The organism is Halobacillus sp. K22 (assembly GCF_052246795.1).
Taxonomy (GTDB): Bacteria; Bacillota; Bacilli; order Bacillales; family Halobacillaceae; genus Halobacillus.
In genome coordinates this window covers 17,480-38,010 of the sequence record NZ_JBQQCN010000021.1, presented here as the reverse complement: position 1 = coordinate 38,010, position 20,531 = coordinate 17,480, and the positions used below count along the sequence as shown (strand labels likewise).

Annotated in this window: 18 protein-coding genes; 14 read left to right on the top strand and 4 right to left on the bottom strand. The window is 43.1% G+C overall.

Going from position 1 to position 20,531, the window contains the following annotated elements; genetic code table 11:
* The first annotated feature begins 10 nt into the window (after positions 1 to 10).
* The 9 genes from mreB (at position 11) to ACTWPM_RS14705 (ending at position 8,912) form a co-directional block, all read left to right on the top strand.
* Positions 11 to 1,006 carry a rod shape-determining protein MreB gene (gene mreB, locus ACTWPM_RS14745; protein ID WP_443133794.1) on the top strand — a complete coding sequence of 332 codons (996 nt, stop codon included), beginning with the start codon at positions 11 to 13 and terminating at the stop codon, positions 1,004 to 1,006.
* A 40-nt stretch (positions 1,007 to 1,046) separates the two neighbouring features.
* A complete protein-coding gene (locus ACTWPM_RS14740; RefSeq protein WP_443133793.1) occupies positions 1,047 to 1,874 on the top strand; it encodes a flagellar hook-basal body protein in 828 nt (275 codons plus the stop codon).
* Positions 1,875 to 1,888: 14 nt separating this feature from the next.
* Entirely contained in the window at positions 1,889 to 2,713 is an 825-nt protein-coding gene (locus tag ACTWPM_RS14735; protein ID WP_443133792.1) for a flagellar hook-basal body protein, read from the top strand.
* Between the two features lie 20 nt (positions 2,714 to 2,733).
* A complete protein-coding gene (locus ACTWPM_RS14730; protein ID WP_443133791.1) occupies positions 2,734 to 3,075 on the top strand; it encodes a DNA-directed RNA polymerase subunit beta in 342 nt (113 codons plus the stop codon).
* A 159-nt stretch (positions 3,076 to 3,234) separates the two neighbouring features.
* Positions 3,235 to 4,551: an FAD-dependent oxidoreductase gene (locus ACTWPM_RS14725; RefSeq protein ID WP_443133790.1), complete on the top strand. Its 1,317-nt coding sequence runs from the start codon at positions 3,235 to 3,237 to the stop codon at positions 4,549 to 4,551.
* Between the two features lie 15 nt (positions 4,552 to 4,566).
* A complete protein-coding gene (locus tag ACTWPM_RS14720) occupies positions 4,567 to 5,661 on the top strand; it encodes a class I SAM-dependent methyltransferase (protein WP_443133789.1) in 1,095 nt (364 codons plus the stop codon).
* Between the two features lie 813 nt (positions 5,662 to 6,474).
* Positions 6,475 to 6,897, top strand: a complete 423-nt coding sequence (gene fabZ, locus ACTWPM_RS14715; protein ID WP_443133788.1) for a 3-hydroxyacyl-ACP dehydratase FabZ — start codon at positions 6,475 to 6,477, stop codon at positions 6,895 to 6,897.
* A gap of 169 nt (positions 6,898 to 7,066) precedes the next feature.
* A complete protein-coding gene (locus tag ACTWPM_RS14710) occupies positions 7,067 to 8,500 on the top strand; it encodes an S-layer homology domain-containing protein (RefSeq protein ID WP_443133787.1) in 1,434 nt (477 codons plus the stop codon).
* Between the two features lie 112 nt (positions 8,501 to 8,612).
* Positions 8,613 to 8,912, top strand: coding sequence for a hypothetical protein (locus ACTWPM_RS14705; RefSeq protein WP_443133786.1), 300 nt, complete (start codon positions 8,613 to 8,615; stop codon positions 8,910 to 8,912).
* A gap of 17 nt (positions 8,913 to 8,929) precedes the next feature.
* Here ACTWPM_RS14705 and ACTWPM_RS14700 read toward each other — a convergent pair whose 3' ends face one another.
* The gene (locus ACTWPM_RS14700; protein WP_443133785.1) at positions 8,930 to 9,115 is read right to left on the bottom strand and encodes a hypothetical protein; all 186 of its coding nucleotides are present in this window, start codon (positions 9,113 to 9,115) and stop codon (positions 8,930 to 8,932) included.
* 323 nt (positions 9,116 to 9,438) lie between these two features.
* Between ACTWPM_RS14700 and ACTWPM_RS14695 the strand changes: the two genes are divergently transcribed.
* The 5 genes from ACTWPM_RS14695 to ACTWPM_RS14675 all read left to right on the top strand — a co-directional run bounded on the left by ACTWPM_RS14695 (position 9,439) and on the right by ACTWPM_RS14675 (position 17,476).
* Complete coding sequence (locus ACTWPM_RS14695; protein ID WP_443133784.1) at positions 9,439 to 10,059, top strand: hypothetical protein; 621 nt, start codon at positions 9,439 to 9,441, stop codon at positions 10,057 to 10,059.
* A gap of 296 nt (positions 10,060 to 10,355) precedes the next feature.
* Positions 10,356 to 11,702: an efflux RND transporter periplasmic adaptor subunit gene (locus ACTWPM_RS14690; protein ID WP_443133783.1), complete on the top strand. Its 1,347-nt coding sequence runs from the start codon at positions 10,356 to 10,358 to the stop codon at positions 11,700 to 11,702.
* Positions 11,689 to 14,775 (top strand): efflux RND transporter permease subunit, encoded by a 3,087-nt coding sequence (locus ACTWPM_RS14685; protein ID WP_443133782.1) that lies wholly within the window; start codon positions 11,689 to 11,691, stop codon positions 14,773 to 14,775. Before ACTWPM_RS14690 ends, ACTWPM_RS14685 begins: the two co-directional genes overlap by 14 nt.
* Positions 14,776 to 15,035: 260 nt before the next feature.
* Positions 15,036 to 16,376 carry a copper amine oxidase gene (locus ACTWPM_RS14680; protein WP_443133781.1) on the top strand — a complete coding sequence of 447 codons (1,341 nt, stop codon included), beginning with the start codon at positions 15,036 to 15,038 and terminating at the stop codon, positions 16,374 to 16,376.
* Positions 16,377 to 16,486: 110 nt separating this feature from the next.
* Positions 16,487 to 17,476, top strand: a complete 990-nt coding sequence (locus ACTWPM_RS14675; RefSeq protein WP_443133780.1) for a sortase domain-containing protein — start codon at positions 16,487 to 16,489, stop codon at positions 17,474 to 17,476.
* A gap of 124 nt (positions 17,477 to 17,600) precedes the next feature.
* Here the strand turns inward: ACTWPM_RS14675 and ACTWPM_RS14670 are convergent, their stop codons facing one another.
* The 3 genes from ACTWPM_RS14670 to ACTWPM_RS14660 form a co-directional block, all read right to left on the bottom strand.
* Positions 17,601 to 17,957, bottom strand: coding sequence for a PilZ domain-containing protein (locus ACTWPM_RS14670; RefSeq protein WP_443133779.1), 357 nt, complete (start codon positions 17,955 to 17,957; stop codon positions 17,601 to 17,603).
* A gap of 110 nt (positions 17,958 to 18,067) precedes the next feature.
* On the bottom strand, positions 18,068 to 19,792 hold the full coding sequence (locus ACTWPM_RS14665) for an ABC transporter ATP-binding protein (protein ID WP_443133778.1): 1,725 nt from the start codon (positions 19,790 to 19,792) through the stop codon (positions 18,068 to 18,070).
* Positions 19,785 to 20,504: a CBS domain-containing protein gene (locus ACTWPM_RS14660; protein ID WP_443133777.1), complete on the bottom strand. Its 720-nt coding sequence runs from the start codon at positions 20,502 to 20,504 to the stop codon at positions 19,785 to 19,787. The genes ACTWPM_RS14665 and ACTWPM_RS14660 overlap by 8 nt, the downstream gene beginning before the upstream one ends.
* Positions 20,505 to 20,531: the final 27 nt, after the last annotated feature.

Below are 20,531 nucleotides of genomic sequence, written 5' to 3'. Positions count from 1 at the left end.
TCTACAGGACATGTTTGCAAGAGATATCGGGATAGACCTTGGTACAGCTAATGTGCTCATTCATCTAAAGGGTAAGGGGATCGTTTTAAATCAACCAACCGTAGTTGCGATGGATCGGAAAACTGGGGAAGTACTGGAAGTAGGAGAAGATGCTCAGCGGATGGTGGGACGCACACCTGAAACTATTGAAGCTATCCGTCCATTGAAGGATGGCGTAATAGCAGACTTCGATGTAACAGAAGCTATGCTCAAGTACTTTCTCCAAAAAGCAAATGCCCGCAGCTTTCTATCCAGACCTCGAATATTGATCTGCTGCCCAACGAATATAACACAAGTGGAGCAGCAGGCGATAAAACAAGCTGCTGAAAAAGCAGGTGGTAAAAAAGTTCTTTTAGAAGAAGAACCTAAAGTCGCTGCGATAGGGGCAGGCATGGATATATACCAGCCAAGTGGGAACATGATCGTTGATATTGGGGGAGGTACCACTGATGTAGCAGTCCTTTCAATGGGGGAAATTGTCACAGCTGCGTCGATCAAAGTGGCTGGAAATAGATTGGATCAGGAAATACTTCAATATATTAAGAAAGAGTACAAATTATTAATTGGGGAACGGACCGCTGAGAATATAAAAATAAATGTGGGTACTGTATTTCCAGAGGCCAGGACGGAAGTGATTGAGATTCGCGGCCGCGATATGATTACTGGTCTCCCTCGTACAGTTTCTGTAAACTCTGAAGAAATAGAAAAGGCACTTCGGGAACCTGTTAAGGTTATCGTTCATACTGCAAGAGAAGTATTGGAGCGAACGCCTCCTGAACTCTCTGCGGATATCATTGACCGCGGGGTTACCTTGACAGGTGGAGGTGCTCTTCTTCACGGGGTGGATCAGCTTCTTTTCGAAGAATTGAAAGTCCCTGTGCTGATTGCTGACTCTCCGATGGATTGTGTAGTTACCGGAACGGGAATTATACTAGATAACATGGATAAACGTTTGACAGTAAAATAGTGTTATAGCTTTCGCTAATTTTAATAAAGGAGCGATCACCTTGTTAAGAGGATTCTACACAGCCGCCTCAGGAATGCTTGCTAATCAACGCATGCAGGAAACTTTATCGAATAATATGTCCAACGTGAACACACCAGGATACAAAGCTGATCAGGGAACGATGCGAGCTTTTCCGGAACTGCTGATTGAACAAATGGGAAGCCGGAATCTTCCTGGCTCTGCTAGGGGTGGTAATATTCCTGTGCAGCATTCTGTAGGATCCCTTAACACAGGTGTTTATATGCAAGAATCTGTCCCTGCTTTCACTCAGGGAGATTTGAGGGAAACGGGTGTTGGTACGGATTTAGCTCTCCTGCAAAAAAATGTGCCCGACGAGTCGGGCTCTGTTTTTTTTGATGTTCAAAATGAGGCAGGAGAACCACGCTACACTAGAAATGGGAATTTCACCGTGGATGGTGAAGGGTTTCTAACCACAAATCAGGGGAACTATGTATTGGACCAATCAGGAAATCCGATTGAAACAAACGGGATGGAATTCAATATTTCTGAGGAAGGTAGTATCAATGTAGATGGACAAGTTATTCCTATAGGTTTATCTTATAGTCCCGCAGCTGAAGATATGGTGAAAGATGGTGAAGGCTTATACAGGCTCGGAGAAGGCGGGACTCAGGTCATAGATGTCCGGGAGAGTAACGCAGTCGAAGTTGAAGTAAAGCAGAATTTTCTAGAAGGTTCCAACGTAAACAGTGCCAGAACAATGACGGAAATGATGAATACATATCGAGCTTTTGAAATGAATCAAAGAGTACTTAAAGCTTACGATCAAAGTATGCAAAAAACAGTCACTGAGATTGCAAGACTGCGCTAAGGAGTTGGGGACTTATGATTAACCGTTCAATGATTCAGGCTTCTGTTACAATGGGACAGCTGCAGAGTAAGCTTGATTTAATAGGGAATAATCTAGCTAATGGGAACACTCCTGGCTACAAAAGTCGTCAGGCCGATTTTTCTTCTTTGTTGTATCAGCAAATCGATAATTTATCCTCCGAATCAGCTCCTGCAAGTCGGCAGACCCCTGAGGGCGTGAGGATAGGATCAGGTGCAAGGCTCGGTCATACAAACCTTGACCTTAGCCAGGGAAGCCTTCAGAATACAGGTAGAGAACTAGACCTTGCCCTGTTGGAGAAAAGTCATTTATTTCAATTGCAAATTCCTACTGAGGCTGGCGTAGAGACCCAGTACACTCGGGCAGGGAATTTTTATTTAAACCCCTTAAATGTCAATGAAGTTATGCTTACTGATTCGGAAGGCTATGCTGTGCTTGGAGAATCTGGAGAGCCTATTGTTCTTGAAAGTGGATTTACTGAATTAGAGATCAATAAGGAAGGTTCAGTGGTTGTAACACGCGGTGATCAGTCATCCGTTGAAGGTCAGCTTGAGGTGGTGGAAGCAGTAAGACCGAGAATGCTTGAGACTGAGGGCGGCAACCGTTTTAAAGTTCCTGATGGTATGGAAGGCACAGGAATTACCACAGAAGTTCCCCAAGATCAGTCTCGGATACAGAACCAAACGCTTGAATCATCTAATGTTGATGTTTCAAGGCAAATGACGGATATGCTTACAGCTCAGCGAGCTTACCAATTTAATGCAAAATCGATTTCAACGGGTGATCAGATGATGGGTCTGATCAATCAACTTAGATCATAAACGTAAGGAGTTTGACGACCATGGCAACAGATCCGAATACAAATGACAAGAAGCATAAACGTGAGCAGGATAGAGAGCAGAAACGTAAAGCTTTAGATAAAGCGACTAAACAAGATGACACAAAAAAACAAGGGTATTGGCAGAAGCTGAAAAAGACCCTGAGTGAAAAGACGGGGCATAAAAGCCGTATCCGTGTTCTTCCTATCTGGCTGCGTATTATCATTGTGCTGGTCTTGAGCATCTTAGCTTTGCTCATTGGATTAATGGTCGGATACGGAGTGATCGGAGACGGAAATCCTATGGAGGCTCTTAACTGGGACACATGGCAGCATATATGGGATATTGTTACAAAAACAGAATAGCCTGATTGGATTTTCTACACGAGTCTTAAAGACTCGTGTTTTTTTATGCCCGGAAAGGCTGGAGAAGGGCACAGATGGCACATTGAATTGTTTTCGAAACCGTTATTCAGGGAATAAATCTTAAATCTAATCATTTATTTAATGGGGAGGACGCATGCTTTGAGAACCGATGTATTTATCGCTGGTGGAGGTGTTGGCGGTTTAACACTGGCAGCTAAACTGGCCAGTCGCGGCGTTCATGTCACGATTGCCGAGCAGCTGACAAAGGAATCACCCGTATATAAAGGAGAATTATTACAACCTAAAACCATTGCGATACTGGAAAGACTTGGCGTTATTGATGAAATTGAAGACTGCGGTCACGTGATTGATCAGCTCCGCTTTCAGGAAATTCGCCGCCATGAAGGGAAATCCCCAGAAGAAATAAATTTAACAGAGCTGAATTATAGCCGAGTGGCCAGTCAATACGATCATGCCTTAATGGTGCCGCATGAAAGAACGAAGTCTATCATACGGGAAAGGGGACAATCATTCGGGGAACATTTCCACTATTTAGGCGGTGCTCGATTTTTAGGTTTTGAAAAAGGGATGGCAAAGGTGAAGCAGAAAAAGGAGACTTTCTATGTAGAAGCCGAGGTTTATATCGGAGCAGAGGGGCGCAGCTCCCCTACTCGAAAAGCTATGAATGCTGATGTGAAGCGCAAAGACTACAACCACCATTTTCTAACTGTAACAATGCCCAGACCTGCGTCTTACACCAAAGGAAAAATTATTACCACAGCTGACCGTTTTCTAGGATTGTTTCCTCTCCCTGACAATGAAGTGAGAACGGTGTATCTAATTAAAGCAGGAGAATACAAAACCATTAAAGAACAGGGACTTGAAAGTCTCTATCAGGCGTACAGTGAACTTGAACCAGAGTTGTCAGAGGGAGTGCGTGCCATAGATGATTGGAAAAAAGTTCAGCTTATGATTCCCTATACCTATCACGTGGACAAGTATTATTCTGGAAACCTTGCCATTATTGGCGATGCTGCCCACACGGTACACCCTATGGCTGGTGAAGGGATGAACCTGGCTGTGCAGGATGCAGATGTCCTTGGAGAACTTCTAGCATGGTGTAAAGAAAATAATAAGAATTATCACGAGTATTTACATTACTACGAAGATGTAAGGAAGCCTCGGGTTTCTTCCCTTCTTCATTTAAGTCACCTGTCAGCCCTTGTCTATTCTTTTCGTTTCGAATGGTGGAGAAAAATCCGCATGAGAGCGGTACAGCGGATTTACGATGATGATCAGCTTCATGTGAAACAAATGCTCAATATATCCGGGCTTGGAGCATGGAATTTTACAGTAGTCGATCGTGCTATCCAGGGAAGTGTTCTCCCAGCACGGAGCAAAAAGGTCAGGGATAAAACACAGTGGAGATACTTATTTTCAGAATCAGAGGACTATCCATGGGAAATTGAGAAATAGGAAAGGATGAATCATATGAACGAATGGGTAATGGCCATGCAGGCTAGAAAGTGGATGAAGAAGAATGAATCGTTTCTGCCAAGCTGGCACGCATATGTAGGATCTGAGTTAGAACTATTTGATGAATTTAAAACAGCCAGAACGGTGGAAGCGGTAAGTGAAAAAACAGGTTACTCTTATGATTTATTAGCTTCCTGGGTAAAAGTAGGGGTGGCTGTCAAGCATTTGAAGAAGCGGCCAAATGAACGGTATCGTACCTCGAGAAGAAGATGCTCCGCTCTAATGGGACAAGATCAGTCGTCTGGTGTAAAAGCGCTGCTGAAAGAAATGATGGAGCTTCATATTCCTACAATGCTGCAATATCCCTCCATACTAAAATCTCATGAGCGTGCGCTATTTGATCATGAGCTGCACGGAGAAGTTGTAGCCGAAACCTCAGCTCTGCTCGAACACTTTGCGATTAAGAAGATTAAGAAGATGATACGAACAAGAAATGTAGATACCATAGTGGATCTTGGCTGTGGCCACGGCGGTTACTTACGAAAGTTAGCCGAGGAATTCCCTGAAGTTCAGATGATTGGGGTAGATTTGAACCAAAAGGTTATTGATCGTGCACGCGAATTATCAGAGGATTTTTCTAATATAAGATTTGAAGTCGGAGATATAAATGAATGGAAGCCGGAGAATGGAAAGAAAATGGATGTGGTATTGCTTCATAATATCTTCCACTACGTCCATCCGGACGCGCGCCCTGGTCTTCTAGAACAAATGTATAGTTATGTAAGTTCTCAAGGAGTTGTTTCTGTTATTACTCCAATTAACGAAACCGAGCATGGGGAAGCATTTTCCTCAGCCTTTAACAGCTTCTTTGTAGCTCATTCGAATCTTTTTGCGCTGCCTGATAAAAAAGAGTTAAAAGAAGTTACTGCTTATTCCCATTTTGACATGTATGACTTAGATCCGATTATTAAGGAAGGGTCCTGGTACACCTTCTGGATGAGTCCATCGTCTCCAGTAGAAGAATGGGCACAAACTCAGGAAATGAATGACGGAGAGCGATCGGTTCCCGCCAAGCAGGAAAATACTAAAGAATTAACTCGTTCGTCCTAAAATAAACCGCTGTGACTACTTCAGTCACAGCGGTTTATTACTTTCTGGTGTTACTCGTGTATATCTTTTTAGTGTAAGACTGCTAAACAGGGGTGGTTTGTCATATAAGGATTCTTGCACTAAAGGGCCGGATTGTGGAAGACTCAGTTTCGAGATATTGGTTATGAGGAAGGTCCTTCGGGGGACGATTTCGCTTTCCGGCCCTGCACGATGCAGGGTCGTTCGACGTTGCCACACGACGTGGCGTTCTTAGTCGAACCTCATCTGTGCTGAGCCTCCTCAGTCTTCGACTTCCGGGATCTCAACGATCATGTTCATCCCGGAGGAGTCTCCATCGTCCCTCTCCGGACCTTGCCAAATCAGAAGCTCAAAACCACTTCTAACATCACCTGCGTGAAGTGGAATTTGAACCTATTTTCAAAATGTAACTACTCGCAATAACCTGTCAGAGAAGCATTTAATTAAGGTTAAGCAGGAGAATTTTTCTCTTCTGGAAGGGTCCCTTTTTCTTAATCATGCTGGGTTGGTGGGGAAATAGCGAGACTCCCATGGGAGAAGGAACTAGGTGCGATCCAAGGAAGCTCACCGTTTCCCCCATAGGAAAGCGAGTTATTTCCCCACCAGCCCTTCCCGATTTAACGTAATGGACCCAGACTATCCCGAAACTGAGTCTTCCAGTATCGGGAGCTTATATACAATAATCAAAAATATGAACTTATAGAATCTGTTTTGAAGGGTTGTTTCAATTATATTTTGTCGAGAGGGCTATCCATCTATATAATAAGGGTAGATTGAAAAAAAGGAGCTGCATGTATGTTAGATATCCAAGAAATTAAAGAAATTATTCCGCACAGATATCCGTTTTTGCTAATTGATCAAGTGGAAGAGATTGTAGAAGGTGAGCGCGCTGTCGGATACAAAAATGTAACGATGAATGAACCTTTTTTTCTGGGGCACTTTCCTGATTATCCGGTTATGCCAGGCGTATTAATTACAGAAGCCTTAGCTCAAATGGGAGCGGTGGCTATGCTTAAGAAAGAAGAAAACCAGGGCAAACTCGCCTTCTTCACAGGCATAGATAAGTGCCGCTTTAAACGCCAGGTAAAACCAGGCGACCGGTTAAAACTCGAAGTTGACATTGTCAGGCTGAAAGGACCGATGGGGAAAGGAAAAGCGAAAGCAACGGTAGATGGGGAAGTAGCCTGTGAGGCTGAGATTATGTTCGCTTTGAAATAATTTGAATGCTCCGGATCCTGGAATCCGGGGCATTTTTTTTGTGGGGTTAAAAGGAATAAAATGGTATAATTTGAGCATTGAGAAAATAAATCTATTAATCTAGCAGAAGGAGTGGCTTCGCATTAAAAATTATTTTAAAGCCTTTGGAGTCCTGGCTTTTCTGGTCGTTATGAATATTTTTCTAATTCCAACTGTACATGCAGACACACAAATCAGAGATAAGTGCAGCTTCGAACAATCAGGGGTCGTGAACCCTGATCAGCAAATCATCAATTGTCTTTTAACAGAAGCAGCTGTGAAATACGATATACCTCCTGAAATTGTTAAAGCTGTAGCCGAAAAGGAAAGTGCCTGGAAACAGTTTGAAAACAACAAGCCGCTTATTTCCGAAGATGGCGGTATTGGGATTATGCAAGTGACACAGAAGGATAACTATGATGATTCACTTTTAAAGCAGGATATTGTATATAATATTGAAGCTGGTGTCGAGATCTTAAACCAAATGTACGAACGAAATGACCTGCCATCCATCAATAAAAGTGAAAGCTCTGTTAACGCGTACCATAGAAATTATATTGAGAACTGGTATTTCGCGGTTATGGCTTATAATGGTATTAAACCAGTGAATAGCCCGGTTATTCAGGAGAATGGTGATGAAAATAAAGAAGCTTATCAAGAAGAAGTATTCGAGATCATTGAAAGAAATATGGATCGTGAGCTTGGTGAATTAGGTTTTTCAAGGGATGATTTTGACTATGATCCTTCAAAAAAAGATAATATAAGGTTTGTAACCATGGATTATCGTTTCCTGGAGCCATTTACTTCTTCCAACTACTTTTATAAAAAGGGACAAACCGTTGGAGCAGTTCAAGAAGTTAACTTGCGTTCTCAACCTACTACTTCCAACTTGAACGTAATAGGGAAAGTGAAAGAGGGAGAACATTTGACGATTGAAGGCTCCTATACGTATGAAAAAAGTCCTGACAGTTTAAATCCCTTTGTCTGGTATAAAGTCGCAAAAGAGAACGGAACCAAGGGCTATGTAGCATCAAATTATTTAAGAAATAAATTTAAAGATGTTCCTGCTGGTCATTATGCCGAGGAAAGTATTGATCAATTATACGATATGAATATACTCAGAGGCCATAGTGAAGATAAATTTGGGATGAAAGAGAATTTAATTCGTATCCATGCTGCTATGCTTTTTGTACGTGCTGAGGATCTTGCATTGACTGGTCGTCCGGATCCTGGTTTTGTGGACGTCTCTTCTGAAAACCGTTATTTTGATATTGTCGCTGCTGTAGCTGATGAAGGAATTTTTAACGGGGATGAGAAACGACGCTTTCATATAGAAGATGACCTGAAGCGAAGTGAAATGGCCGTCCTGCTGCAGAATGTTTATAATTTCGAGAAGACTTCGAAAGACCATCCATTTGTGGATGTAAAAGAGAGTATTTGGTACGATGATTCGGTAAACCGACTGTATCACGCAGGGATAACTTCTGGTGTGAGTGCTGACCAGTACGGTCCATCAGAAACAGTGACAAGAGAGCAGTTTGCTGCCTTTTTGATCCGATCCATTGAATACCAGAAGAACAATTAAAGTTTCATCAAATTACTCCGGCTTCGGCCGGAATTTTTTTTGGGGAAAAATGGATGATTTTTACCAGCGGGGACATACTACTGATCGTAATCATTAAAAAGGAGGAATACAAATGAAATCTCTATCAATTAAGTTACTAATTGCTATGCTGCTGGTTTCCCTTCTAGGTGCCTGCGGTACAGATGAAGATCCAATGGGTAAAGAAGAAAATGACACAGAACAAAACATGAACGAGGAAGAGAACAAAGAAGAGGATCAAATGAATGAAGATGGCATGAATGAGGGTAACGAAGAAGATATGAACCAAGAAGATAAGACTGATGGAGAAAATGATGCCACCGAAGAAGATATGACGAATGAAGATACCATGGATAATGACATGACAGAAAACGAAAATGATGAGAATCAATAACGAAAAAGCCGCTAAAATTAGCGGCTTTTCTTATGGCTGCTATAAGAAAAGAACACCGCAATAGTAATCAAACATATGCCGCCCAGAGTTAAAAGAGGCAAATGAAAATGTAAGGCCGACAGAAAGTCGAGTAAAAATACTCCAATTCCTGAAAGGAATGAAATAAATCCGCTGGCCGCCAATGTTTTTGCCTTCTGATTCAATAGATCCCCTTCTTTCCAATAGGAATACATACAGATCACAGGCTTTACTTCGACTATGTTGATGGACTGCTGATCTATCACTAATGACCATACTTAAGCAGTTAGAAATATGTTGTCCAGCCGTTTAAACGTTATATCGGTAAGAATAATGAAAAGTAAACAATTTTCCGGACTTTTTAAAACTAAGTCCGACTATTTGAAATTGATTGGAAAATCCGTTTTGCTTATGTAGAATAGAGGTAAGATACACATTAATAAATACTTTACAATTTTACGTTTTTTGGTTTTATTGGTGTGGAATAAGCGAATAGAGGTGATTATTAATGAAATACAGAACGGCAAGCGATTTAAAGGACTTACTTTTAGAAGACTTTGAAGGTGTAGTCAACAAAATTCCACAGGAAAAACTGGACGTTTACCTCTATCTTCACAGGGAGTTCCAGAATACTTACGTACCGGATGATTCCTTATATCAATTTATCTTCCGTCATTTTTTCCGATTAGACAATCCAAGCTTAACCAGTGAGTTCGAAACGTCCTATTTTGAGTTGATGGAAGAGCAGCGAAAAGAAGAAAAACCTAACATTGTACAAATCACAAAAAGCTTGTACGAAATTAAAAATCACAAGGGCAACCCGACTATGCAGTTCCCATTAGCAGCTTCCATGCTGCATGCAATTAACCCTCAATTCCCATCCTATGATAGTGATATTGTGAAAGCATTCGACTTTTCTTCAACTTATCACTTGTCCGGTTTTGAGAAGAAGATGAAACGTTACATGAAACAATACCAGCACACCTACAGAACTTATGCTGAATTAATTGATGATGAAGCTATGGAACCCATGTTCAAGCACTTTGATGAACGCTTCCGAGGCAATAATCTTCCGAAGGTCAAAAAGTTGGACTTAATGACCGCTCAGCTCGGAAACATTATACAGTGAACGTAAAACCGGATCCGGGAGAAGGATCCGGTTTTTTTATGGCTTCCTTTTCCGAAGGCTGACTTGGTCATTTTCCAAATTGTGACACAATATTGTCATATTTAGAGTGTTTTCTACAAGTTGCATTACCACTCGTACTTTAGTAACATTATTCATAATTATGACTACTTGGTCAAAATGAATATTCAGGTTAAGGAACGAAAAGCTGGGTCGGTGTGAAGGATGCGGATTTTACTTATCTTACATATAGTTTAACGATGGAAGTGCTAGAGACATATAAGGAGAGGAAGTCTTACATGAAAAGGATAGCCGTACTGATGGTTTTATTAATTTTTCTGGCCGCTTGTTCTAATGAGGACACGGAGGAAGAAACCACGGAGAGAGAAACTCCTGTTGAAGTTGAACAAGTGCAGACAGAGGATTTTGTCATAAATCGAGAAGTAATTGGACGAACTACAACCTCTGATACTACCCCAGTTATTTCTGAAACTCCCGGCGAGCTTGTAACACTGAACGTTTCCAAAGGAGATCGGATTGAAGAAGGGCAGCAAATAGGCGTGGTGGATCCTGGGGATGGAGAAAGCCAGGTTGAACTGCAGCAAATAGCCGTGCGCCAAGCAGAAAAACAGCTTGAGAATGCCCAGATTTCTAAAGAGCAGGCGGAAAGTGGTCTGGAAAATGCGCAAGATCAGCTGGAATTAGCTGAAGAGGCGGAAGATGCACAAGATAGTCAAAATGAGCAGGCGAAAGAGATGGCTCAGCAGCAATACGAGCAAGCGCAGGGACTTGCAGACCAAACAAAATCTCTTTTCGAAGAAGGTATTATCCCTGAGGTTCTCCATCAGCAAGCCCAAAGCCGTGCGGACCAGGCTCAGGCTCAGCTTCAGCAGCTGCAGGGAGGTGCTCAGCAATCTTCTTCTGGTGTGGCTCAAGCAGAAGCCCAGGTGGACCAGGCTCGACAGCAGCTGGAACAGGCGCGGATTGCTGTCGACCAGGCTGAGCTGCAAGTAGAACAAGCGAATGTTCAGTTGAATCAAACTCAGGATCAGACCTCAAACCAGATAATTACAGCACCGGCTACTGGTGAGATTGCTTCCCTTGAAGCAACAGAAGGAGCTCTCGTAACGAATCAGCAGCCCTTTGCTACTATAGTGGGGTTGAATCCTATGACGGTTACAGCATCGATTACAGCTGAACAGCTTTCTCTTTTCAATAATGGAGATGAAGTGGAAGTGGAAATTAGTACGTTCGATGAGAAAGTTACTTCCACTGTAGAATCCGTTTCATCTGTGCCGGACGACACTGGATTGTATCCTGTCGAAGCTACGGTTGATAATGACGAGGAGAACATCAAACCAGGAATGATGGCAACCTTCTTGCTGCCTGAAACGGTGGTTGAAAATAGCCTGGTTGTACCTACTGACGCAGTAATGGAAGAAGGCAATGAATCTTATATTTACCATGTGGTAGATGGAGAAGCGGTGCGTGTAAATGTTGAGGTAGTAGAAGCACAAACCGATCGCACAGCGATAAATGCTGAACTCCCTGAAGATGCTCAAGTTATCACCACCGGTCAGTTGACGCTGACAGATGGTGGGAAAGTGACAATCATGGAGGAGGACGAACAGAGTGAAGCTAGTTAATCTGTCTGTCAAGCGCCCAGTAGGGGTTATCATGATTGTCGCGGCTATTCTTGCTTTAGGATTTGTTTCATTACGAAGCTTGACGATTGATCTATATCCGGAAATTGACCTGCCTATTGCTGTGGTTTCTACTTCTTATGAAGGAGCAGCACCGCAAGAGGTAGAAGAACTGGTTAGTCGACCCGTCGAGTCCTCTGTAAGTTCGATTGAAGGTCTTGAAGTGCTCCAGTCCCAATCGCAGGCTGGGGCTTCGCTCGTTCTTTTGCAATTTAATACGGGAGTAGACCTCGATAGTACTTTGCTTGAAGTAAGGGAAAATGTAGACCAGGCACAGGCTGCGCTTCCGGATGGAGCGGGAGAACCTAGTGTTCTTCGTTTTGATCCGCAGCAGCTTCCAATTATGACGATTGGATTGTCAGGAGATGACCCGGAAGAATTACAGCAAGTGGCTGAGAACCGGCTGGTACCTTTCCTGGAAAGACAGGAAGGTGTGGCGTCTGTAAGTATTGAAGGGGGCAAGGTAAGAGAAGTTCAAGTACTGGTAGATCGTGCCCAGATGGCTCAGTACGGTCTTGATTCCCAAACCATTGTTCAAACATTGAATGCTTCCAATCAGGCGGCGTCTGCAGGGGCTGTAGATAAAGGACAAAAAGACCTGCAGATCAGAATCGATGGAGAGTTTGAGTCGATTGAAGATGTTCGTAGTACGATTCTGCAATCTCCATCCGGTGCGCAGGTAACCTTGGATCAAATAGCCGAGGTGGAAGAGAAGCTCACCAATTCTAATACAGTTGCAAAAGTAAATGGTTCTTCTTCGGTTGTACTCTCGGTCCTTAAGAAAACCGATGCGAATACCGTAGAAGCTGCCGATAATGTCCGTGAGGCATTGAATGAAGGAAGTGCGGACCTTCCGGAAAATGTGAGTTCTGAGATTGTACTGGACACATCCGAATTCATTAAGATCTCGATTAATAGTGTCGTGCTGAACATTATTCTCGGCGGCATTTTCTCTATTCTTGTTTTACTATTGTTCCTGAAAAGTATCAGGGCCACTCTTGTCATTGGTATCTCTATACCGATTGCAATTATTTCAACTTTTACCCTTATGTATTTTACAGGGGAAACATTGAATGTGTTAACGATGGGTGGACTTGCTTTAGGGATAGGGATGATGGTCGATAGTTCCATCGTCATACTAGAAAATATCGTCAGCTACCGGCAGCGTGGTTACTCAATGGTAGAGGCTGCTAAAGAAGGAGCATCTGAATTGGCTCCGGCTGTAGTGGCATCAGCTACTACGACCCTGGTGGTCTTTTTACCGATCATCTTTGTTGAGGGGATTGCTTCTGAGTTATTTACACCTTTAGCATTGACCATTATGTTTGCCTTAATTGCATCACTTGCGGTATCCGTCACGCTAATCCCTATGCTTTCTTCAAAACTGCTGACCAAATCATTGAAAGATAGCGGACGGCGTTACTGGTTCGATCGATTTCTTGATAAAGTAAATGATAAATATCGATCTTTACTGCGCCGGGTTTTAAAATTCAGAAAGACAACAATTGCCATTACTGTGGCTTTAATAGCCGGAAGTGCCGCTTTAGTGCCGCTAATTGGGACCGAATTCATACCTCCTTCTGACCAGGGTCAAATTGAAGTGAGTGTAGAAATGCCGGCCGGTACATCTATTGAAGATACCGAAGAATTCACAAATCAAATTGATTCACGAATAGAAGAGTTCGGAGACGTCATTGATGTCAGTTATCTGTCTGTTGGGGGAGGCGGCATGGGGAGCGTTGGTAACGGCTCTTCTGATCAGGCTTCTTATACCATCCAACTGGTGGACCCTTCAGAACGTGAGAGGACTACACAGCAAGTAATGGAACAGCTGGATGAATCTCTGAGCGGTCTGGCTGGTGCTGAGGTTCAAGTAACCGAATTGAATGCAGGACTGGGAACAGGGGCACCGCTGCAAGTCCAGCTGAACGGTGATGATTTTGAAGTGCTTTCTCAGTTAGCCAACCAGGTTTCTTATGTCATGAATCAAGTTGACGGGGTGAGTAATGCTACTTCTTCTACGGAGGAAGGGCGTCCGGAAATGCGTATTAATGTAAACCGTGAAAAAGCTGCGCAGTATGGCCTTTCCTACCAGCAAGTAATCGGGCAGACTCAGCTTGCGTTTAACGGGCAAATCGCTACCCGATATCGCCAGGGCGGTGACGAACTTGATGTACGGTTGATTTTACCGGAAGATGAGAGACAGACAATTGCTGACTTGGAAGGAATGACGGTGCAAACACCTAATGGAGGTCTAGTTCCTCTTGCTTCCATTGCTGAACTAGAACAAGTCCAGGGTCCTGTTACGCTGCTTCGCCAAGATCAGCAGCCGCAAGTAAATGTGGAATCGGAAGTAGCAGGCAGAGACCTCGGAAGCGTGACAGAGGATGTTCGCGAGGAGCTGGAGAACTTGAATATGCCTGATGGGTATTCCTTCGAAATTGGAGGACAAGCACAGGATATGCAGGAAGCTTTTGGAGATCTCTCCTTAGCTTTAATCTTCTCTCTCTTCCTGGTCTACGCCGTAATGGCGATTCAGTTTGAAAACTTCCTGTTTCCGTTCATCATTATGTTCTCATTACCTGCAACTTTAATCGGGATAACCGGCGGGCTGTTTATTACGAATTTACCGTTCAGTCTGCCAGCGTTCGTAGGTATTATCATGCTCGCGGGTATTGTGGTCAACAATGCCATTGTCCTTGTTGACTACATTAATATCCTGCGAAGGAAATCTTATGATCGTTACGAAGCCATCCTTGAAGCTGGACCGAACCGTCTTCGTCCTATTCTTATGACAACTCTGACCACGGTACTTGGTATGGTGCCGCTGGCCATAGGGATTGGCCGCGGTGCGGAAGCTCAGCAGCCGCTAGCCGTTACAATTATCTTCGGCTTAACGGTGTCCAGTTTCTTTACCCTTGTTTTAATCCCTGTGGTTTACACATATCTTGATGATTTATCGAACAAAATCACCGGCAAGTTTCGTAAGAACAAAACGAAAGAAACAACAGATTAAGACACCTATTTATTACCACCTCAGGTCATCCAAATAATGGATGACCTGAGGTGGTTTTTATTTCCAAATAAATTCACTAAAAAAATTTTATTAAAAAGTGATCCAATTAATTTTATTAGACGATAGCTATGTGAATATTCAAAGGCATTCGCCTTACGGCGACGGCATTCATCTCCCCCTTACCACCGGTCTTCGACACGGCGCTTGAAGAGGGAGTCTTCTGCCGATGAATGATAAAAAATGATAAAGGAGATGAGGAATTGAAAACATTAAAGAAAATTCTTGTCGTTATGATGGCCGTACTGCTATTAGCGCCATCAGCTGCATTGGCTGATAACCACGGGGAGACGAAGGCCACGGTTAAAACTCCTGCCGCGGATCTAAGAGCGGATTTGGACAAGCTGTTATCAGAACACTTTGTGCTGGCTACCACGTTTATGATGAAATCCTATGAGGAGGCTGAAGACGCCGACCAGGTTTGGAATAAGCTGGATCAAAATGCGCAGGATATGATACCGGCAATCGCTTCTGTGTACGGTGAAAAAGCAGCGGCCCAGTTCGAGGACATTTTCAAAGGACATAATGATTACTCCGATGATTTTGTGAAAGCCGCAAAGAATGATGACCCGGAAGCCCGCCAAGCGGCTGAACAAGAGGTAGAAGAATTCGTAAATGAATTCGGAGCATTCTTAGCAAAAGCAACAGAGGGAAATTTGTCAGAAGAAGCAGCAAAGAAAGTACTGGAGGCTCATGAACAGGATGTCATTAATGTTTTTGACCACTATGTAAATGAAGAATACCAGAAGGCTTACCAGTCGTTCCGCGAAGGGTTCCATCGCATGTTTGATATTAGCAAAGCCCTTTCCACAGCTATTACGACTCAAATGCCAGAGAAATTTGACTATACAAAAGCAGGTGCTAAGGCAGCAGATCTGCGTTCTAACTTGAACGCACTGGCATCTGAGCACTTTGCTTTAGCCACTCTTGAAATGCAAAAAGGATTCAACCAGGCGCCTGATTATGACTTTGTAACCTGGGCTGAAAATGAGCATACGAAAGACTTTACAGCAACGATCGAGTCCCTTTACGGAGAAGAAGGAGCAGCCCAGTTTGAAAAAGTGTGGCAGCAGGATCATATCACGGCTCAATCTGAAATTGTAACAGCAGCTTTAGAAAGCAATGAAGAAGCTCGTATGGACGCGGAAGAAAGCTTGAAAATGTTTGCTGAAGATTTCGGTGCTTTCTTAGCTTCAGCTACGGAAGACAATCTTCCACAAGAAGCAGCAACTGAAGCTGTATGGAAACATGAAGAAGATGTACTTGAAACGTTTGATCACTATGTAGCGGAAGATTATGAAGCAGCTTACACCAGCTTCCGTGAGGGCTATGGATTTATGTTTGGTATCGGTGAAACTCTTGGAGATGCGATTGCTAAACAAATGCCTGACCAGTCCGCTAACGATCAAATGCCTGAAGAAATGCCTGATACAGGTATGGGAGGCATGAGTGAAGGAGGCTCACTCTCTGTATGGGCCTGGGCTGCATTTGGAATCCTTGCTCTTGCCTCAGGTGGAGTGCTTTACAGAAAGAAATCTAACTAATAAATTCGCTTCCCAAGAGCTGGTTCGTTAGACTAAAGAAGAGAGGAAATTCCTCTCTTCTTAGTGGTTTTAAAGAATGGATATTCAATAAATAAAAAAGGTGATGGGTTATGGAAATGAAGTGGAAGGTTTACTTTACAATCGTAGGTATAGCAGCTCTTCTCATGGTTGGATATGAAACGAATGTATGGGCGAATCTGACCAGTTCAAAATCGGACACTCAAGTAGAGAGAATCGAAAATCCTAAGGTCAAAGCCTCAGATATTACACCTCTTGAAGAGAAACTTAAGGAACAGGTGGCTGGCGGGGAGTTCACAGTCATCAATAAAGATAAAGACATGAATTCGTCTGAAGTGGTGAAAGAAGAAGACCAGGAAGAAACTGGGATAATTCCAGCAAATATTCAAATTCCTGCTATTGATGTGAACTCTGAAATTGAATCGGTCGGTGTCCTGGATAATGGACAAATGGGAGTACCTGAAGACCCGGACAAAGCAGGCTGGTTTGAGCCTGGTACGGAACCTGGGAATGTCGGGAACTCAGTAATTGCCGGCCATGTGGACAGTCGTACAGGTCCAGCGGTTTTCTATGACTTGGACAAGCTTGAAAAAGGGGATGAAATTATAGTCACCGATAAAAACGGCGAGAAGAAAACATACGTCGTGCAGAAATTAGAAAGCTACCCGGAGAACGATTCCCCGATCAGCCGGATTTTTGGTCCTACTGATGAAAGAAGGCTGAATCTCATTACCTGCACGGGAGAGTTTATACGTGATCAGGGAGGTCACCAGGACCGGCTGGTCGTGTATTCGATTCTGAAAGAACCTGAAAAGAAAAAGTCTGATATTAAAGCACCTGCGAATGTTGAAGTCAACGGAACTCTGGTTACGTGGTACGCTGTGCGTGAAGATTATGTAGCGGGTTACAGAGTTTATCGTAGTAAGAATGGAGAGGAATTTGAGAAAGTTGCCAGTATCTCGAATCATGAAAGAAAATCGTATGCAGACTCGGAAGTTTCACAATATAAGTATTACGTAACGACGGTCGATTTAGAAGGAAATGAATCAGAACCTTCCAAAACGGTTCCAACTTCGAAATAACAGGTCTCCCCATCACCTAAAACCCAAAAACCAAAACCTGCCACCTCAGGTCATCCAAATATTGGATGACCTGAGGTGGCTATTTTTATATTCAAAAAAAGCCTCCCAAGGGGGAAGCTTTTGATTATATAAAGTTCTTATTTTTGTTAAGGGAATAACCTAAGCGGTAAATTTCATTGCGAAGAGACTCGGGAAAATTAAAGATGTTAACCCCACAAGTCATAGTCCCATTCTCTGAACTGATCCAGATGATACGTCCTTCTGCTGAATACGTATCTTTATGATAAATAAACGAAAGAAGAACCTCATCTTTCATACAGAGTTCTGGATTTTCATCACAGGAAAAGCGAAGACCGTTCAAGCTGATATCTTTTACCTGCAGCGGACCGGAAATATGCGGGCTTAATTTTTTATTATAAAACCCTGGCAGCGGTTCATTAAATGAGTAGCGGAATGGTTCGATTCTGCGTTCATCTGCCATCACCATGCCCCTTTACATAAGTGTAGTTAATCTAATGATATACTTCCTAAAGGCTTGGTACAACAAAAAATACTCCCCAGAACAGAAAATTCGCTAATAATCTGGGTTTTTTAAGAAATGATTTGTTGATCCACTAGCTGTCGGTACATTAAATTCTGATCATAGAGCTCTTTGTGGGTCCCTTGTCCAGTGACGTGTCCTTTTTCAAAAACAAGCATATGATCAGCTTCCACTACAGTAGACAGCCGATGGGCAATGATAAACGTAGTACGGCCATGCATAAGGGTCCTTAGGGCTGTCTGCACAGCAGCTTCCGATTCTGAATCAAGGTTGGAGGTCGCTTCATCTAAGAGCAGAATGGCAGGATTCCTCAGCAATGCACGAGCAATGGCTATTCGCTGTCTCTGACCTCCAGAAAGCTTGATGCCTCGTTCGCCGACCATAGTTTCTAACTGTGCCGGCAAAGCTTGTACAAATTCATAGGCATTGGCCTGATGCAAGGCTTTTTCAATTTCTGTATAGGTCACGTTCCGGTCGAGACCGTAACACACATTGTCACGGATCGATCCTGCCATAATGGGACTTTCCTGCGAAACGTAGCCAATCGACTGCCGCCACACAGAAAGGTTAATCGATTCGATGGGCGTGTCCCCCATCCGAATTTCACCCGAAACTGGGGCGTAGAAACGCTCGATTAAAGAAAATACAGTTGTTTTTCCAGCGCCGCTTGGACCAACAAGAGCGACCGTTTCTCCTGGTTGAACCGTAAAATTCAAATCGTGTAAAACCATCTGACTGTCCGCATAGGAGAAGGACACTTGATGAAACTGAAGAGGTTTCATCTCAAACATACCGGGCTGAATATTGTGTTCTGCCGGTGTTTTTAACAGACTCTGAATGCGCTCTGTAGCCCCCATAGCTTTCTGGAAAGCGGTCATGAATGTAGCCATTTGACTGAAAGGAACAATAATTTGAAACATATAAATGATAATCGCAACAAGAGAACCCGCACTCAGCTCCCCAGAAGCTACACGTACCCCTCCATAGCCAATAAGTACAACGAGCACGACCATAATAATCGTCGTCATAAATGGAGATATGACGGACTGAATTCGTGCTTCTTTTAATCCATAAGTAAAAAGACGGTCAATTCCTCCGCGGCCCTTATCTTTTTCAGCCCCTTCCGCATTGGAGGACTTTACGAGTCTGATCTCGCTTAGAACTCGACCCAAATTTGCACTGAAGTCAGCCATTTCATCCTGCATTTTTTTAGATATACGGTACATCATGCGTCCTAGTGGAAGTATGATAAGAAACGAAAGGGGGACAGCGGCAAGCATGATGACAGTCATTCTCCAGTCAATGGTTAACAGAATTACTATTGCTCCAATAATGGATATAATCCCTGTTATAAAAGTGACCAGATGGTTGGTGATTAAATTTTTGACGGTGTTTGTATCTTGTGTGATCCGGCTCATCGTCTCACCGGATTCATGTTCATCGAAATAAGCAACCGGCAGATGAAGAACCCTTTCCCACAACTGCCTTCTTATGTATGAAACGATGTGCTCTCCAATATAAGCAAGCAAGTAATATGAAAAGCCGCTGGAAACCGTTTGGATCACAAAGGTTATGATAAGAAAGGTAATAAGTCCGGTGCTTAAAGAACCTGTAGACAGCCCGTCTACTAAATTCCTGGTGAATAATGGCACCACCAGGCTTGCGGCTGTTTCAAAAAGGCTGAGGACGATAGCCAGGGTGAGAATCCATTTGGAAGGAAACCCACCCTTAATAAACTTGAAAAACTCCCGAACAGTTGTTTTTTGGTCACTCATCCTCATTCCTCCGATCCACCTTTATTAAATCCCATGTGGTTACGATACCTAAAGGGGAGTCATTGGCGTGACCGGACTCGGTGAGAATGACAGCCTTTAACTTACGTTCTTCTTCCAGGCTTCTTTCAAATCGTTCCTCTAATTCGTATACTGTTCCGTGTGACGATAGAAACTCTACACTTGGATTTAACCCGTCTGCAAGTACATCTTTGGCAGTAACATTCTCAAGATTCACTACACTGTGCTCCACTGACCGGGAAATCCACCGAACAATTCCGTCATTCGTTAGTAAACCGAGGAATTCATGGTCCCCACTGTAGATAGGAAATTGCGAAACCTCTTGTTTGTCAAAGGCAGTCATAATTTCAGTCAATAAGCTGGTGTCTTTAAAGAAGATGACCGGCTGAGTAGCAAATTCAAGCGCTTCTGGAGGTTGATCAAGCGTTTGTTTAATATGCTCCAAACTCTCGACAACTTCCAAATGAGGAGTGGCAATATAATAATCATCACGTATTCTCTCATGGACAAGCGCATTTCGAAGTTTTGCGTACTGTTTTAAAAGGTCAAAGTGGACGCGGATCACACTGTGCTTTAGCTTGCTTCGCTGCAATAATTCAACGAAGTTATCATTTTTCGGGTACCCATTAAATTCTTTAAGATGCTGGTGGATCTGATTAAAGGCTACTTCGAAACGTTCAACGAGATCGTTCATAGCAATCACCTGTTATTTTGTATTTAT